Here is a 16,613-nt window from a genome sequence, read left to right on the forward strand (position 1 = left end):
TTTGTTGTTGACCTCTTTTTAAAGGGCACTCGCCTTGAAGGAGTTCAGTTTTGCTTGATTTGTTTTCTTTTGATCCTGCTGCTCTTCACTTGCCCGAGAATCAGATGAATGACAATCAGGATTCCACCGGCATTAATCGCCAGATCGGCCAGATTGAGAATGCCCCCGCCCTTCCCGAATACGAGAAAGTCCGTAACCTGATGAAACAATACACGGTCAATTCCGTTGCCGACAGCCCCTCCTACCAGAAAACCGCTGGCCGCTTCCAGGAGCGGACCCCGCAGCTCTCCTTTATGCCGGTAATAGAAGACCGCTGCGACAAATCCTGCGGCTACAATGGCAAAATATTGCCCGTACCCCTGAAAGGAGCTGAAGGCCGCTCCGCTGTTCTCATAATACGAAAATACCAGATGCCCTTCCCAGAAAGGAACAATCTCCCCAAGCCGCATATTCGACCGCACAATCCACTTGGCAGCCTGGTCCGCCGCAACGACCAATACGGATATCAGATAAAATAGCAAAACCAGCGCCCCCCTGTATTAAGTGCATTTAATCCTGCTGCAGACCCCTGCTTCCCCCAGCTTATCACAGACTGGTGCCCGTTAGCATCATCGTCCTATTTCAGTGCTTCTGCACTTCTGTAGAACAGTCAATATGTTACATCCAAAAGCTTACTGGTTAAACATTCTTAGATTACAAAGACCAACTGGAGGGGCTGCCGCATGGAATACGGACTTATAACAATCAAATTGATTGCAGGTTTTATCGGGCTGTGGGCGATGACACGTCTGCTCGGTAAAAAGGAAATATCCGCCCTTACGCCCTTTGACTTCATTTCGGCGGTAATTCTGGGTGATCTTGTTGGGGATACTATATATGAAAAAGAGCACTCCGTGCTGATGCTGATTTTTACGCTGGCTGTCTGGACGTTATTGTCCGTTACTTTTGAAAAAATCACCCTCCATCTTCCCAAGCTCCGCAAGCCGCTGGAGGGCGAGCCTGAAGTCTTAATCCGTGACGGGAAGATCGATCTGCGTAAGCTGCGTAAAAACAACCTGGATTTCGAACAGCTGCGGATGATGTTGCGGGCCAAGGATACGTTCTCTGTCAGCGAGGTCGCTTACGCGATTTATGAGACGAACGGCTCACTCAGCATTCTCAAAAAAGCACAGCATGAACCGGCGACCCGTGAGGATCTGCTTGTGCCGGTTCCGGAGTCCACCCTGCCGCTAAGCATTATCGAAGACGGCATTGTGCAGCGCCAGACCCTCAGTAACCTGGGTCAGGATGATGCCTGGCTGGCCGGTGAGCTGCGCAAGCAGGGCTATAACGGACCGCAGTCTGTAGCCTACGCCGAAATCACTGAAGAAGGTGAACTGGCCGTAATCTCATCTGTCTCGCACTAATATCCGGCTATTAATGGCATAAAAACAGAGCAGCGCCTCCCGTAATGGAAGGGCGCTGCTCTGCTGGTAATCATGCTTTATTCCGCCATAGCTTGCCGGGCAGATTACCAGGCGTAGGCTTCAGGAGCCGGACGGCCCGGTCCCGGGAAAATCTCGCTGAGCTTCTTCAGCGTCTCTTCGTCCAGAACAATCTCCGTTACCCGCAGCGAATCCTCGAACTGCTGCATCGTTCTCGGCCCGATAATCGGGGCCGTAACCGCCGGATTGGCCAGTACCCAGGCCAAAGCCACCTGATCCTCATGCTCGCCCAGTTCCTTGCACAGGGCAGAGAACTGCTCCAGCTGGCCGCGGTGCTGCTCCAGCTTAGCCGAGCGGGCGCTGCGCACGCCGGTCTTGGACAGCGCGTTGCGGCCCAGCAGCCCACCGGCAAGCGGACTCCATGGAATTACGCCGAGGCCCAGCTCCTGCGAAGCAGGCAGTACCTCAAGCTCCGGCGTCCGTTCAAGCAGGTTGTACAAATGCTGCTCGGAGACCAGGCCCAGGAAATGGCGGGCTTTCGCCTGTGCCTGGGCGGCAGCAATATGCCAGCCGGCAAAGTTGCTGGAACCGATATAACCCGCTTTGCCCTGAGCTACAGCAATCTCAAAAGCGCCCCACAGCTCATCCCAGGATACATTGCGGTCGACATGGTGCATTTGATAGAGCTCAACATGATCAGTCTGCAGGCGCTTTAGCGATCCCTCAAGATGACGTCTGATTTTATAAGCGGATAAGCCGGAACCGGAATTAGGCCCGTCATGCTCATCGAACATTTCGCCGTATACTTTGGTCGCAAGCACCACCTTCTCGCGCCGTCCGCCGCCCTGCTTAAACCAGCGGCCGATTATTTCTTCCGTCCAGCCGCGGCGCTCCTGGCCTCCGTAGACATTGGCTGTATCAAAAAAGTTAATTCCCGCATCCAGCGCGGCATCCATAATCCGGAAAGCTTCCTTCTCTTCGGTTTCCGGGCCAAAATTCATCGTGCCGAGACAGAGCTGGCTGACCTTGAGGCCTGATTTACCCAAATAACTGTACTTCACACTTGTTTCCTCCCTTTAATCCCTGAATGGTTGTCCGCAATTCATTTTCACTATACCCCTTAGAGTCCACTATAAGGCAAGATTTTTTTCAGGCTCACAACTGCCCGATATACGATAATCAAAAAAAAGCCGCCTCAATCGGTGATCAAGATCACCTGAGGAACGGCTGTTTTGTTCGTTTAGTTTCATCTGTTATCCAAATCAGGTACCGCAAAATGTCCGGTAAGGACTGGAGCAGCTCTCAGGCAGTGTCGAGTATTCCTCCTGTTCTGGAGTGTACGCATAAGGGTTCGAAAGAACACTAAGCAGCCGCTCCATTACACTATAGTCTTCCCGTTCTACCGCAGCCTCCAGGGCCTCTTCTACCCGGTGATTGCGCGGGATCAGTGCTGGATTGCTGCTGCGCATCAGCAGGCGGGAGGACGCTTGAGATTCTTCCTGTCTGCTCAGCCTCGCCTCCCATAACTCCTTCCACTTCGCAAAATCCTCATTCCCGAACAGGACCGTATCTTCCGGTCTGCCCAAAGTTAAGGCACGGAAAGTATTGGTGTAGTCCGCCCGGTTCTTCTGCATCATCCCGAGAAGTCCGTCAATAAGTGATTCGTCCTGCTGTTCTTCGTTAAAGATGCCCAGCTTCGCCCTCATTCCCGTGAGCCAAATCCGGAGAACCCTCTCTGTGAAATCTGAAAGGGCATCCTCGGCCAGTTTGACAGCCTGCGGCTCATTGTCATGAAGCAGCGGCAGAAGAGCCTCAGCAAATCTCGCGAGATTCCAGGCGGCAATACGTGGCTGATTGCCATAGGCATAGCGGCCCTGAAGATCAATGGAACTAAATACTGTCTCCGGATCATAGGTATCCAAAAAGGCGCATGGGCCATAATCTATGGTTTCTCCGCTGAGGGCCATGTTGTCGGTATTCATCACCCCGTGAACAAAGCCGACGAGCTGCCATCTGGCAATCAGCTCAGCCTGACGGTTAATCACTTCCTTGAGCAGGGAAAGATAACGGTCCACTCCACCCTCAGCTTCCGGGTAATGCCGTTGTAATGTGTAATCAGCCAGGGCTTGGAGATCTTGGGTATTCCCCCTTGCGGCGGCGTATTGAAAGGTACCGACACGAAGATGACTGGCAGCCACACGGGTAAGAACCGCACCTGGCTGCTCCGTTTCCCGGATGACGGATTCACCGGTTGTGACTACCGCCAAACTGCGGGTCGTCGGAATGCCAAGCGCATGCATGGCTTCGCTGATGATGTATTCGCGGAGCATCGGCCCCAGTGCCGCCCGGCCATCGCCCCTCCGGCTGTATGGTGTTCTGCCTGAGCCTTTGAGCTGAATGTCAACGCGCACACCCGGCGGCGTAATCTGTTCCCCGATCAATACTGCCCGGCCGTCACCTAACATGGTAAAATGCCCGAATTGATGCCCTGCATAAGCTTGAGCAAGAGGCACCGCACCTTCAGGAACCTCATTGCCTGCAAGAACCGCAACGCCGTCATTGCTTCGCAGTGCTGAATGGTTCAATCCCAGGGCTGCTGCTAAGTGCTCATTAAGAATGATCAGCTTCGGCAAGCGGACTGGGGTTGGCTTGAGCTTTGAAAAGAATGATTCCGGCAGGCTGGCATAACTATTGTCTAAATTCCACCCAGCATCCCTTATTTCTATTTTCTCCGTCATAAGGTCTCCTTTTTTTGCAACAGTTTTCCTTTTAGTGTATACTTCTGCTCCTGAATTATCCTCTTACCCGCTTACGGTGCCACGGGTTTGATTCATGAATGGCGTTAGTATAAGCACCTTTAATACATCCTTAACCCATAATCAACTGGTTCCAATCTCGGCTGCAGGCCACCGCGGAATCCGCCTGAAATCATTTGGATATGTTCCTATACGATAAAAAAACAAGCCCTGAAAACAGGACTTGTTAGTATAAGGCCATCGTTATTCCCCGTTATTCCTCGTTGTCCCAAGGACTGCTATCCGGAAAAAGCACTTCTCCGCTTCGCTGTCTAATTCCCACTATTTCCTGCAGAGTTCCCGTTAGCTCCCCGGGAGGATAAGGCTTGGTTAAATATTTCTGGACATTGTCCAGCATATTCTTGTCCGCCTTGTCCAGAGCAGAGGAAATAATAATCGGGACATGCTCTGTACGGACGTCATCCTTCAGCATACGGATCAGATCCCAGCCGTCCAGTTCTTCCCCCAGCATCAGGTCTACAACGATTGCCACAAAAGGCGTCTTCAGCGCCTGCTCATAGGCTTCCTGCGGATGGTAATGATGAGTTACGCGGAAGCCCTTGCCTTTCAGCTCCTCAGACAGCAGCAGTGACAGGCTGTAATCATCCTCCACAATCATTACGTTCGGTTTCTGGTCCTTGTCGGCACTTAATTTAATGGGCTCATCCTCATGCCGGTTGCCTGAAGCATTGCGAAGGGGAAGACTGAACCAGACCGTTGAGCCTTCGCCTTCTTCCGACTCAATGCCGATTGAACCTTTCTGCTTCTCAATAATCTCTTTACAGATAGCAAGTCCAAGTCCTGTTCCGCCGATCCGTTTGGAGGCGCTGTTGTCGACTCTTCTGAATTTCTGGAACAGCTGGCCGATCTGATTTTTGGGAATGCCCAGCCCGTGATCCTGAATCTCCACAACAACCCGCTCCGGTTCATTATGCAGCATTACCTTGATCTCGCTGGCGCCCGGCGAGAATTTGATCGCATTACTGAGCAGATTCGTCAGCACCTGGACGATCTTGTCTCTGTCCACGTCAACCTCGGCATTCTGCGCTTCATCTTCCAGCAGAATATGATGTGTCCCGCTAAGCTTGTATTGGTCTATCACTCCAAGGACAAGCTCACTAAGGTTAAGCGGCTCCGGATTATACTGCTGGGTTCCTGATTCCATACGCTGCAGATCAAGGAAATCATTGATCAGTTCGGTTAGTCGCTGAGCTTCCCTGTGGATGGTCTCCAGGTACTTCAGCTGCTTCTCCGGCTTCATCGTTTTGGACAGCAGCAGTTCTGTGAAGCCGAGGACGCTTGATAACGGGGTCCGCAGCTCATGGCTGACCGTGCTGACCAGATCCGATTTCATCAGATCCAGCTCATATTCGCGGGTAATATCGCGGTGGACGAACAGCGTCCCGAAGCGGGTCTCCCGCCGGTATACCGGTATAGCGTACATGTCGATATGCTTCAGCGATTCTTTGCCTAGCGAATACTTCATGGAGCTGGATTCGATGAAATGCTCGGACATTGCCTTCTGGTAGAACAGCTCAAGCTCATCCGATTCATTGGCTGTATGGATGAAATGCCCGCTCCAGCGTTCTTTTGGAATAAGATCACCTTCGGACCACTCATTATAGCCGAACATCTGGGCTAGAACCTGATTCATATGCAGCATGCTGCCGTCCATTTGCACAAATTGGATTCCTTCATTGACGTTGTTGACAATATCCTGGTTCAGTCTGCGGCCGTATTCAATTTCCTCATACATGAACAGCCTTTCTATGGCCAGCGCTACACGATTCATCATACCTTGGATTTCATTGATCTCATCTTCACTGAAGGAATGCCCAATCCGGGTGCCGCAGAATACAGCGAGGACATCATCTTGCGCATTCACAACTGTCGAGTAAAAGTCATACGAATCTGTACCTTCAGGTGCAATTCCCTGCTCTCTTAACGTAGACGGCCGCTTGGTGATATAGGATTTCTCCGTCCGCATGCGGTGCAGCATATTGCCGCTTTCACTGCCTAGATAACGCTCAACATTCTCCTGCGGCACACCTTTAACCGCGCTGATGTTGTCTTTGACAAGCAGGAAGAGACTGGAGTCAAAGGCATACTGTTTATTCATGAATTCGATGAATTTCTCGGCAAAATCCTGTTTGTCCAGCGTATATGTGATGTCATGATTCAGCTGGTTGCTGCGTTCCAGCATGATTTTGGTCTGCTCTGTATTCTTGAGCGTCTCCGCCAGCTCCTGCTGTACATTCTTCATAGAGGTAATATTGTTGGCAATCAGGATATACTGGTAAATCTCCCCGTCATCATTCAGATAAGGCATTATCGTCATGTGCAGCCAGACCGGAGTACCATTCTTCATGTTCATCCGGATTTCATCGCTCCACACCCCGCCGGTGCTCAGCTTGCGGATGATCTGCTGTGTCTGGGAGTCCGAGAGATTCTGCACATCAAACAATCGGAAGGTAGAGCCGGCCAGCTCTGCATTCTTATAGCCGGTATAGTCACTCAGGTTCTCGTTGGCATAGGTGAAGATCCCCTTCTGTGAAAGGATGGCAACTGCTGAGGACTGGTCCAGTGCCTTCATCATGTTCTCTATTTCGCTTAGCGAACGTTCAAGCTTGAACTGCTGATCCTGAAGCTCATCCTGCTGGGCATGCAGCTCTTCATTCTGCATCATCAGCTCTTCTTCTTTATCCTGTATACTATGGGTCATGTTGAGGAATGCCTCGTAGAGACGGCCGATTTCATCCTGCTTATGCAGCTTGCTCAGCAGCACAGCCTCCCCTGCGGCCAGCGAGTTCGTAGCTTGTTCCAGCTGAACGATCGGATCAATAACAATTTTGAGAATCCTCCAGATCATCAGCGTGAAAAGCAGCAGCAGCGCCATACTGAGGAGAAAAGCGAGAATCGTAAAATCATTCGCCTGTTTCAGGGATTGGTCGACCATATCGCTCAATTGCTGGTTAGAGCGTGTCTCATAATTCTTCGTATACGCCAGGAAATCATTAACGGCCTGCGTGACTCCGTCTTTGGCCAGTACGCGCAGCCCGGCATAGTCATCCTGCTCAACATAAGCGATGAATTTGGGCAGCGTCACATTCTGATACTGAACCACAAACGCTTCCAGATCTTCTCTGAAATCCGCCTCTTCCGGTGAAAGATTCAATTTGGAGTAGGCCCCGAGAACATTCTCCAGCTTATCCAGCGCTTCATAGGCCAGCTTCAGTTCATTGTCGCTTTTGAGCAGGGAATATCCTCTGACACGGAAGAATACCTCTTTCAGCGTTGCAGCCATTTCATTGATGGTTCCGGCCTTATGCTGCAGCACTTCCTGGTTATGGTTCAGCCGCTCTTGCTCTGCATTGATGTAGAAATACAAGCCGGCCCCCGTCAAGATCACCAGTATGATTAAGCCTGCAATAATACGGAAATATTTATGTTTGATACTCATATTACTGAGGCTTCTTCTTATCACTGAGAATGCCCTCCACGATCTGCAGAAGTTCCATTGGGCTAAACGGCTTCGGCATAAAATAACGGGCTCCCGCTTCTCTTGCTATGTTCCGGTCGGCATCCTGCGCTTTGGCAGTCAGCATTAAAATGGGTGTTGCAGCCTTCATCTCTTCATCCATCAAGCCCAGCACTTCAATCCCGGTCAATTCGGGCATCATGTAATCCAGTATCACCAGATCGAACTTGTACCGGGACAGCTTCGTCATCGCCTCACGCCCGTTCTCGGCGGTATGCAGCTCGACTTCCTCCAGATCCTCCAGCGTATCTTCGATCAGCATGCGTAAAACATCCTCATCATCTACAATCAACACTTTTTGCATCGTTCTCTCACCTTTCAAAATGCACCGCGGGCGCTGTATCTTTTAGAATAAAAATCTGTGTGCCAGCCGCTCAACCCTTGTCAGCATTTCCGGCAGATGAAACGGCTTTACAATATAATCATCGGCACCTAGCTGCAGCGCGTGAATAATATCCTGCTGATTATTTCGGCCGGTAAGCATAATAACGAGAATATTCACTTCCGGATACCTGCTGCGGAGCTGCTTGAGCACTTCCAGTCCATCCAGTTCAGGCATGATTCCGTCCAGGAGAATGATAAATTTATCTTCGGGTGAATACCATTCCGATTGCAGGAACTGTGCTCCGTTTTCGAAGCTGCTTACCTCCATCTTGAGATTATTTGCCGGCTCCCATTCCCTGAACTGCTGGACGACAATCCGGCGGATCAGCGCATCGTCATCGACAACGATCACTTTAAGCACCTGTTCCACTTTACCTGCCGGAAGATACTCGTTATAGAGGGTTGTCTGGTTTCTTCCGGCATGTTTGCTGGCATACAGGGCCTGATCCGCATCCTCAATCAGCTCCTCCGGATCATCCCGCCGGGCTCTGATCTCTGTGATTCCGCCTGAGAAGGTCACACGGAACTGCTGCTGCTTAGCCCAGAAATCCATGCCTGCGAACTGACTCTGGATTCGTTCTATGACAAGCAGTGCGGAAGCCGCATCCGTATTAGGCATGAATAGGGCAAACTCTTCCCCGCCATAACGGCAGAAGGTATCTTCGACACGGATGGAGCTGCGCACCAGCTCTGAAAAAGCCTGCAGCACCTCATCCCCGACCAGATGGCCGTAAGTATCATTTATATGTTTGAAATAATCCAGGTCGAGCAGCGCCAGTGAAAAAATCCGTTCGGTCCTTCTAAAATCGGATACCAGCTGCTTCATCGTCTGATTAAAGTATTTGCGGTTATAAGCACCGGTCAGCTCATCGATAATAATCGATTTCTGCCACTCCTTCTTCAGCTCAAAGCGGTTCTTGATCAGAACTAGAAACAGGTCGATGTCCACCGGCTTCGGCATGTAATCCATCACACCCAGTGAATATGCGTACAACTGGAGATCCTTGGAATGCTCGCCGCTCATGATAATAATCGGGATACGTTCTTTTTTGGCTTTTCCGATAATCTGGTGAAGGACATCAATTCCGCTCTGATCAGGCAGCAGAATGTCCAGCAGAATCAGATCCGGCCTGCTCTCATAAAACAGCTTCAGCCCGCGCTCCGCCGACATCGCGATATTCACATAATAAGATTGCTGCTCCAAAGATTCCCGCAAAAAAGCGACAAGCTCCACATCATCATCCACAAGCAGAATTTCATACTTCTGCTGCTTGGAGCCGGTAGAGAGGCTGATTTCCAGCACAGGGTCGGGCACGCTTCCGGAGGATTCTTCTCCGCTAAACAGGTCCAGTACAGGGTGTAAAACCTCGCGCCATTCCGCCTCCATCCAGACCTTATCACTATGATCCGAGAAATAGAGCAGCGTACTGCTGGCAAACCTCTCTACCCGGTCCAGGCCGACGGTTCCCGCAGTTCCTTTTAGATTATGCAGAAAACGGTAGATCTCCCTTTCCCCGACATACTGCTGGCCCGACCATTTCTCCAGAGTCTCCCTAGTCCGCTGTTCGACTAGCGCTTTATATTTTCTAGTTGTCATATTTACTCCTTAAACAAATATATCAATCTATAAGGACATCCTAATTTACACATTCAGTCAACTTATTCTAATGAATATAGGCTTGAAGATCAAATAGATAATCAGACTGACAAAAAACCTTTGGTTGCCGCCTGTGTCATCATTTGCAATAATGATTGAAACGGTTCATTCCGTTAATGCGGCGGATGAACAAAGAATAGACACATAGGAGGCTTTTTCATTGAAGGGGATTATTACTGTACTGGGAAAAGACAAAGTAGGGATTATTGCCAAAGTCTGTACATACCTTGCCGAACACAATCTGAACATACTTGATATCTCTCAGACGATTGTGCAGGACTATTTTAACATGATGATGATTGTAGATATTTCAGCGCCAAGCAAATCCTTTGAGGAGATTGTTCTGGATCTGCAGCATGTGGGCGAAGATATCGGCGTAGAAATCAAACTTCAGCATGAGGATATCTTCAATATTATGCACCGCATTTAGCAGCGAAAGGATGAGCGAACAATGATTTCACGTGGCGAAGTACAGGAAACCAATCAAATGATCTCTGAAATGAATCTGGATGTCCGCACGATAACGATGGGTATCAGTCTGATGGACTGCGCCCATACCGATCTGCGGGTGTTTAACCAGAATGTATATGATAAGATTACCCGCTCCGCCGAGAAGCTGGTGAAGACCGGTGAAGATCTGGAGCGTCAATTCGGTGTGCCGATTGTCAACAAACGGATTTCCGTCACCCCGATCTCCATTGCGGCTGGTGCCGTTCATACGGATTCTTATGTACCGGTTGCGCAAATTCTGGACAAGGCGGCGAAAGAGGTCGGTGTTAACTTTATCGGCGGATTCTCCGCACTTGTGCAGAAAGGCTGCACCAAAGGCGACCGGATTCTGATAGACAGCATCCCTGAAGCCCTGGCTGTAACCGAATGTGTATGCTCCTCTGTGAATGTCGGCTCCTCGCGCAGCGGAATTAACATGGATGCCGTGAAGCTGATGGGCGACATCATTATCCAGACTGCGGAGCGCACCAAAGACCGAGATTCCATCGGCTGCGCCAAGCTGGTTGTCTTCTGTAACGCGGTGGAGGACAACCCCTTCATGGCCGGAGCTTTTCACGGTGTAGGCGAGCGTGAACTCGTCATTAACGTCGGCGTCAGCGGTCCCGGTGTCATCAAGCGTGCGCTGGAGGAAGTGAAGGGCCAGGACTTCGAGACGCTCTGCGAGACGATCAAACGCACCGCCTTCAAAGTTACCCGGGTCGGCCAGCTGGTCGCCCAGGAAGCCTCCAAGCGGCTGGGTGTGCCATTCGGCATCATTGATCTGTCCCTCGCCCCGACTCCGCTGATCGGAGACTCGATCGCTGAGATTTTCCAGGTCATGGGCCTGGAGGAAGCCGGCGCTCCCGGCACTACTGCAGCGCTGGCCATTCTCAACGACAATGTTAAAAAAGGCGGCGTCATGGCCTCCTCCTATGTCGGCGGACTCAGCGGCGCCTTCATTCCGGTCAGCGAAGACCACGGGATGATTCAGGCGGTACAGCGCGGCGCACTGACCCTGGAGAAGCTGGAAGCAATGACCTGTGTCTGCTCGGTCGGACTCGACATGATCGCTATTCCGGGCAGCACCAGCAAAGAGACCATCTCCGGCATTATCGCAGATGAAGCTGCGATTGGTATGGTCAACAACAAAACGACTGCGGTACGCGTCATTCCGGTAATCGGCAAGGACGTCGGCGAGATGGTCGAATTCGGCGGCCTGCTCGGCTATGCGCCTGTGATGGCTGTGAATCCGTTCAACTGTGCCGGGTTCGTGAACCGCGGCGGACGGATTCCCGCACCGATCCACAGCTTCAAGAATTAAGTTTACGCAAAAGCGCCGCCCCCTGATTTCAGGCGGGCGGCGCTTTTGCGTACGTCTTAATCGGCTACCGGACGGCAGAAGGCCAGACATGACCCAGTTTCTCCGGTCCCATGATCAGGTAAACGCTCTGAATCTGCTCCCCGCTGGAGCTCAAGGCCAGGCATAGTACGGCCTTAACCTCGCCTTGATCTCTGTAGACCAGATTAGCTTCGCCATTAATGAGTTCTATCGAGGAAGTCCAGCTGCGCATCCGGACCAGTACCCTGCGCGAGGTGAGCAATGCCAGTACACCCTTGCGGCCCACCATCGGCCGGAGGATTGTATGTACTTCCTGCCCTCCTCCATCAGCAACGAGTACGGCTTGCTCTGTGAGGAGAGCGAGCATCCCGCTCACATCATGTGCGGCAAAGGCGGCGGTGAACCGCTGAAGCATTCCCGTACGAACCTGCTCCTCTGCAGGTGAAATCGCTTCGCCGGCCGGATCAGCCTGAAGAGTCCGCTTCACACGGCTGAATATTTGCCGGCAGTTGCTTTCTGTTTTGCCGACCATCCCGGCAATCGCTTCGTATTCGTATTGATAAGCTTCCCGGAGCACAAACACCGCCCGTTCGACAGGTGACAGCTTCTCCAGCAGCACGAGGAATGCCATGGAAAGGGTGTCCTTACGCTCTGCTACCGCTTCGGGTCCGTCATACAGCTCGCTCACCGGCTCGGGCAGCCATTCGCCGATATAGGTCTCCCTGCGGCTGTGCGCGGAATTCAGCAGATTCAGGCAGCGGTTAGTAATACTTTTGGCCACATAAGCCTTGATGTTATCAATACTAGTGAGGTCACGCCGCTGCAGGTCAGCAAAGCAGTCCTGAACCACATCCTCCGCGTCCGCCACTGTACCTAGCATCCGGTAAGCAATAGAGAAGGCGTACCTTCTGTAATTAAGGTATAATTCCGCAAGCTCCGCCGACTCCGCAGACTGCGCGGTTTCCGCTTTACGGTTCCGGGCATTCAACACCATGCTCCCCCTCCCTTGTACCGTTTGTTACATCGATACCCCCGGATACATGCCTGTGGAGATCGCGATCCGGTTCCAGCTGTTAATCGTATTGATGCTCATTATCCAGTCGACGAATTCCTCTTCGCTAACATATTCGCGGACATTATCAAAGACTGCCTGCGGCACCCCGCCCTGGCTGATGAGGGTTACTGACTCCGCAAGCTCAAGAAGCGCTCTTTCCTTGCCGCTGAACACCGGTGCTTCCCGCCATACGCTGACCAGCACCAGCTTATCCTGGTAATCCCCCAGCTTCAGCAGATCCTTGGCATGCATATCCAGACAAAATGCGCAGCCGTTGATCTGCGATACCCGTATTTTGACCAGCTCGGCAAGCACCTTGTCCAGTCCCCTGCCTGCATTATGCTGCTCTGCTGCCATCATTGCCCGGAACGCGGGTGCATTTACCTGTCTGTAATTAAATCTTAAACTCATTGTTGATCGCCTCCATGAATTAGGTTCAATAGTGGAGACAATGCAGGGATATCTTTTGTGACAATTATCTTTAACAAACGCCGCAGCCAGTCTTAAGCCTCTGCCCGCTTGCTCTTTCTGATCGTAATCAGACGCCAGCCTGTCAGCAGTGCCGAGACCAGACAAATGACCGAAGAAGTCATAAAGACCACGTGCATGCCCGAGAGGAAAATATCCGGACGGCCCGGAACGAGGCCGGTTACCCGGTGCCCTGCCTTGCTGCTCATCACATTGAACAGGATGGATGTGGCAATGGTGATCCCGACGACCATCCCCACATTACGGACAAGTGAATTGACACTGCCCGCAGAACCAAGCTGAGTGCGCGGGACCTTACTCATAATCAGTGAATTGTTCGGAGACTGGAACAGCCCGCTGCCGATCCCGAGCATCGCGATCCACAGTCCGACGAGAATAACGGAGCTTCCGTCATGCAGCCGGGCCAGCCCGAACTGGGCAATCACCATGACGATGAGCCCGGCGAAGGTTAAGAACTCAGAGCCGATCTTATCAGACAGAGCCCCGCTGAGCGGAGCGATGACAACCATCGAAATCGGAAAGAGCATCAGCAGAAATCCGGCATAGAACGGTGACAGGCCCAGCATATTCTGCGCATAGAAGGGCGAGATAATATTGAAGCAGAAGTTGGCCACAAATACGAGAAAGGCACACAGAATGCTAAGTGAAAATAGGGAGTTCTTAAACAGCGACAGCTGCAGCAGCGGTGCCTGACTGCGGAGTTCCACGACAATAAAAGCGATGAACGAGGCGGCGGCAGCGATAAGCGCAGCGACGATCTTGCTGTCCCCATAACCAAGCTGCTGTCCCAGCAGCAGTCCGGCAAACAGTGTAATGATAAAGAACGCAAACAGCAGACTGCCCGGCAGATCAATCCGCGATTTCACCCGGACCAGATCCTTCGGCAGAACCTTCATTCCGAGCGCGAAGGCAATCAGGCCAATCGGCACATTCACCCAGAAAATATATTCCCAGCCCAGGGTGGATACAATAATTCCGCCAAGGCTAGGTCCGGCGATACTGCCGAGAGACACGAAGGTCCCGATCAGGCCAAGCGCCTTGCCGCGTTCGGTAGCCGGAAAAATATCCGTCACAATTCCCTGGCTGTTCGCCATGGTCATCGAAGCACCAATGGCCTGAACGACACGGGAGGCAATAAGGAATGGAAGACTTGTGCTCCATCCGCAGAGCAGAGAACCGAGAATGAAAATCACTGTCCCGATTCTAAACACACGGATCTTACCGACCATATCCCCCAGCTTACCAAAAAACAGAATAACCGAACAAATCGCCATCAGATACCCTGTAGTGACCCATTCGACCTGGGCAACCGGCAGATTCAGCTGCTTCACCAGCACCGGCAAGGCAATATTGACAATACTTCCGTCCAGGGTAGACATAAAAGTAAACAAATTTAGAACAATCAGAATAATCCAGCGCTTCTTCTGAACCGCTGCATCCTCCTGATAGGTTGCACTAATCGCACTCATGGAAGAACACCCTCTTGAATCGAATTTCAGAACTAGTTGCGTGCGCAACAATCTGCATTCCCCAGTGTACAGCAAATTAGTTGCGTGCGCAACAACTTTACGGTAAGCTTTTGAAGAGAGTACTAACAGCAGCGCATGAATCTAAAGAGGTGTCCGTATTGAGAAAAGAACCGATCGGCAAGCTGGTTGCCTATCTTCACCGCCAGAACACAAAAATATTGAGCAAAGAACTTGCACCCTACGGGCTTGGCAGCGGCGGACAGCACAGTTTTCTGAAGCTGATTCTCGGCCATCCGGGCATTACGCAGGACCAGATGACGAATGAAATGAAATTCGATAAGGCGACAACAGCCCGTTCCGTGAAGCATCTGGAGCAACTGGGATATATTGAACGGCGAACCGATCCGAAAGACCGGCGTTCTTCTCTTTTGTATCCTACAGCCAAAGCCGTGGACTTTGCTCCAGTATTTCAATCCATTCTTGATGAGCATAACCGCAAGCTGACTGCCAATCTGACGGAGGAGGAAGCCGACACACTGGTGGCTTTGCTTCATAAGGTTACCCGTACTTCCGAAAGCTTATGATAGAGACTGTCTTAGAGCCGCCTTAATGTCTCCACATCAAAAAGGCCCTTACCTGTAAAGGGCCTTTTTGCGCTGCAGATATGGGTCTGTACGGAGAGCGGATCAAGCCAGACTGATGCCGTCCAGAATATAATCCCAGGTCTCCGAATCCCCCACGCGGTTCGGGATACTCAGCGAACTGATTCCCGGCAGGCCCCATGCATTGTCGGTGACTGATTCCAGCCCGTCAACCCCGTTGACGATCAGAATCAGATATTCCCCGCCGGTTAATGGTCTCAGCACCTGCTGTAGAGCAACCGCTTCATCGTAAGTACTGCCCCAGCGGATAAACAACGCCCTGCGGCTGGCAATCAGCTGATCCAGTAAACGCTGGCTGCGCATCTCGGTTTTGTTCTTAAAGCCGGGATAGACAGAACTCCACTCCTGCCCATCCAGAACCGGGAAATCATGGACTGGGATCACGTTATAATAATAATCCTTCACAAAATATGATTTGACCGGCATCACCACCTCATTCTCGACAAACACATCATTTCCTTCGATCGGCGACATATTCTGGAGATTCATATCCCCGGAAAAGCGGCTGCTAAGCAGCCGGTTCACAAGAGCTTCCCAGACTGACGATGCAGTCATACGCCCCTTTTAGTTCTGCCAATTCCATTCGACTCACCCCACTGCTGATATTTCAATATTAAATGCGCCTGACAGACAAAATGCTTGGATAATAGTTAAGGTTAACTTTGCCCAAACCACAAAAAGAGGTTAAAATATGATCCAATATGAAAACTGATTGAAACACAGCTGTAAAAAAAATGAATGTGCAGAAAGGAGCACCGGTCATGTCTATTAGCAGAGTAAAGGAACATTTCCGCGCCTACGGCAAGGAGCAAGACATTCTGGAATTTGCGGTATCTAGCGCAACAGTGGATATGGCTGCCGCCGCGATCGGTGTTATTCCGGCCCGGATCGCCAAAACGTTGTCCTTCCGGGGTTCCGGGGAGAATGCCATCCTGATCGTTGCCGCCGGAGACGCCAGAATCGACAATAAGAAATTTAGGGAAGCCCTCGGGCTCAAAGCCCGGATGCTTAGTCCGGATGAAGTGCTGGAGCAGACCGGCCATGAAATCGGCGGGGTTTGTCCGTTTGGACTGGCCCGTGAGCTGGATGTTTACCTGGATGTATCCATGAAGCGGTTCAGTACCTTGTTCCCTGCCTGCGGCAGTGCTAATTCCGCTATCGAGCTAACCTGTGAGGAGCTTGCTCTGTATTCAGGCAGCAAAGACTGGGTAGATGTATGTAAAGACTGGGCAGAAGTTATTGGAAACGGGGATGATCAAGCCTCATGAGGATAAAACCGCAGCGCTTCTGCCACCGCTGCGGCCGATGTTACT

At 51.4% G+C, this 16,613-nt stretch carries 15 protein-coding genes; 5 read left to right on the forward strand and 10 right to left on the reverse strand.

Annotated elements, in window-relative coordinates:
• Window positions 1–44: 44 nt before the first annotated feature.
• Window positions 45–521 (reverse strand): signal peptidase II, encoded by a 477-nt coding sequence (gene lspA / locus QU597_RS17925; RefSeq protein ID WP_310829216.1) that lies wholly within the window; start codon window positions 519–521, stop codon window positions 45–47.
• A gap of 201 nt (window positions 522–722) precedes the next feature.
• Here lspA and QU597_RS17930 point away from each other — a divergent pair, with 201 nt between their 5' ends.
• Entirely contained in the window at window positions 723–1,406 is a 684-nt protein-coding gene (locus QU597_RS17930; protein ID WP_310829217.1) for a DUF421 domain-containing protein, read from the forward strand.
• Between the two features lie 104 nt (window positions 1,407–1,510).
• On the opposite strand, the gene QU597_RS17935 is transcribed toward QU597_RS17930, so the two are convergent.
• The 5 genes from QU597_RS17935 to QU597_RS17955 all read right to left on the reverse strand — a co-directional run bounded on the left by QU597_RS17935 (window position 1,511) and on the right by QU597_RS17955 (window position 9,738).
• Entirely contained in the window at window positions 1,511–2,485 is a 975-nt protein-coding gene (locus QU597_RS17935) for an aldo/keto reductase (RefSeq protein WP_310829218.1), read from the reverse strand.
• A 201-nt stretch (window positions 2,486–2,686) separates the two neighbouring features.
• The gene (locus QU597_RS17940) at window positions 2,687–4,162 is read right to left on the reverse strand and encodes a protein adenylyltransferase SelO (protein WP_310829219.1); all 1,476 of its coding nucleotides are present in this window, start codon (window positions 4,160–4,162) and stop codon (window positions 2,687–2,689) included.
• A gap of 271 nt (window positions 4,163–4,433) precedes the next feature.
• Window positions 4,434–7,679, reverse strand: a complete 3,246-nt coding sequence (locus QU597_RS17945) for an ATP-binding protein (protein WP_310829220.1) — start codon at window positions 7,677–7,679, stop codon at window positions 4,434–4,436.
• A 1-nt stretch (window position 7,680) separates the two neighbouring features.
• Window positions 7,681–8,061, reverse strand: coding sequence for a response regulator (locus QU597_RS17950; RefSeq protein WP_310829221.1), 381 nt, complete (start codon window positions 8,059–8,061; stop codon window positions 7,681–7,683).
• Between the two features lie 42 nt (window positions 8,062–8,103).
• Window positions 8,104–9,738, reverse strand: coding sequence for a GGDEF domain-containing response regulator (locus QU597_RS17955; RefSeq protein WP_310829222.1), 1,635 nt, complete (start codon window positions 9,736–9,738; stop codon window positions 8,104–8,106).
• A gap of 220 nt (window positions 9,739–9,958) precedes the next feature.
• On the opposite strand from QU597_RS17955, the gene QU597_RS17960 reads away from it, so the two are divergent.
• Together QU597_RS17960 and QU597_RS17965 are read left to right on the forward strand one after the other, a co-directional pair.
• Window positions 9,959–10,228: an ACT domain-containing protein gene (locus QU597_RS17960; RefSeq protein ID WP_054941253.1), complete on the forward strand. Its 270-nt coding sequence runs from the start codon at window positions 9,959–9,961 to the stop codon at window positions 10,226–10,228.
• A 24-nt stretch (window positions 10,229–10,252) separates the two neighbouring features.
• Window positions 10,253–11,608 (forward strand): PFL family protein, encoded by a 1,356-nt coding sequence (locus tag QU597_RS17965; RefSeq protein ID WP_310833351.1) that lies wholly within the window; start codon window positions 10,253–10,255, stop codon window positions 11,606–11,608.
• A gap of 64 nt (window positions 11,609–11,672) precedes the next feature.
• Here the strand turns inward: QU597_RS17965 and QU597_RS17970 are convergent, their stop codons facing one another.
• The 3 genes from QU597_RS17970 to QU597_RS17980 form a co-directional block, all read right to left on the reverse strand.
• Window positions 11,673–12,620, reverse strand: coding sequence for a sigma-70 family RNA polymerase sigma factor (locus tag QU597_RS17970; protein ID WP_310829223.1), 948 nt, complete (start codon window positions 12,618–12,620; stop codon window positions 11,673–11,675).
• A gap of 24 nt (window positions 12,621–12,644) precedes the next feature.
• Window positions 12,645–13,091: a carboxymuconolactone decarboxylase family protein gene (locus QU597_RS17975; RefSeq protein ID WP_310829224.1), complete on the reverse strand. Its 447-nt coding sequence runs from the start codon at window positions 13,089–13,091 to the stop codon at window positions 12,645–12,647.
• A 92-nt stretch (window positions 13,092–13,183) separates the two neighbouring features.
• The gene (locus tag QU597_RS17980) at window positions 13,184–14,638 is read right to left on the reverse strand and encodes an MFS transporter (protein WP_310829225.1); all 1,455 of its coding nucleotides are present in this window, start codon (window positions 14,636–14,638) and stop codon (window positions 13,184–13,186) included.
• Window positions 14,639–14,796: 158 nt separating this feature from the next.
• On the opposite strand from QU597_RS17980, the gene QU597_RS17985 reads away from it, so the two are divergent.
• Window positions 14,797–15,222 carry a MarR family winged helix-turn-helix transcriptional regulator gene (locus QU597_RS17985; RefSeq protein WP_054941258.1) on the forward strand — a complete coding sequence of 142 codons (426 nt, stop codon included), beginning with the start codon at window positions 14,797–14,799 and terminating at the stop codon, window positions 15,220–15,222.
• Window positions 15,223–15,324: 102 nt separating this feature from the next.
• Here QU597_RS17985 and QU597_RS17990 read toward each other — a convergent pair whose 3' ends face one another.
• On the reverse strand, window positions 15,325–15,855 hold the full coding sequence (locus tag QU597_RS17990) for a DUF1796 family putative cysteine peptidase (protein WP_310829226.1): 531 nt from the start codon (window positions 15,853–15,855) through the stop codon (window positions 15,325–15,327).
• Window positions 15,856–16,061: 206 nt separating this feature from the next.
• Between QU597_RS17990 and QU597_RS17995 the strand changes: the two genes are divergently transcribed.
• The gene (locus tag QU597_RS17995; RefSeq protein ID WP_310829227.1) at window positions 16,062–16,568 is read left to right on the forward strand and encodes a YbaK/EbsC family protein; all 507 of its coding nucleotides are present in this window, start codon (window positions 16,062–16,064) and stop codon (window positions 16,566–16,568) included.
• Window positions 16,569–16,613: the final 45 nt, after the last annotated feature.

The organism is Paenibacillus pedocola, assembly GCF_031599675.1.
Classification (GTDB): domain Bacteria; phylum Bacillota; class Bacilli; order Paenibacillales; family Paenibacillaceae; genus Paenibacillus_AQ; species Paenibacillus_AQ pedocola.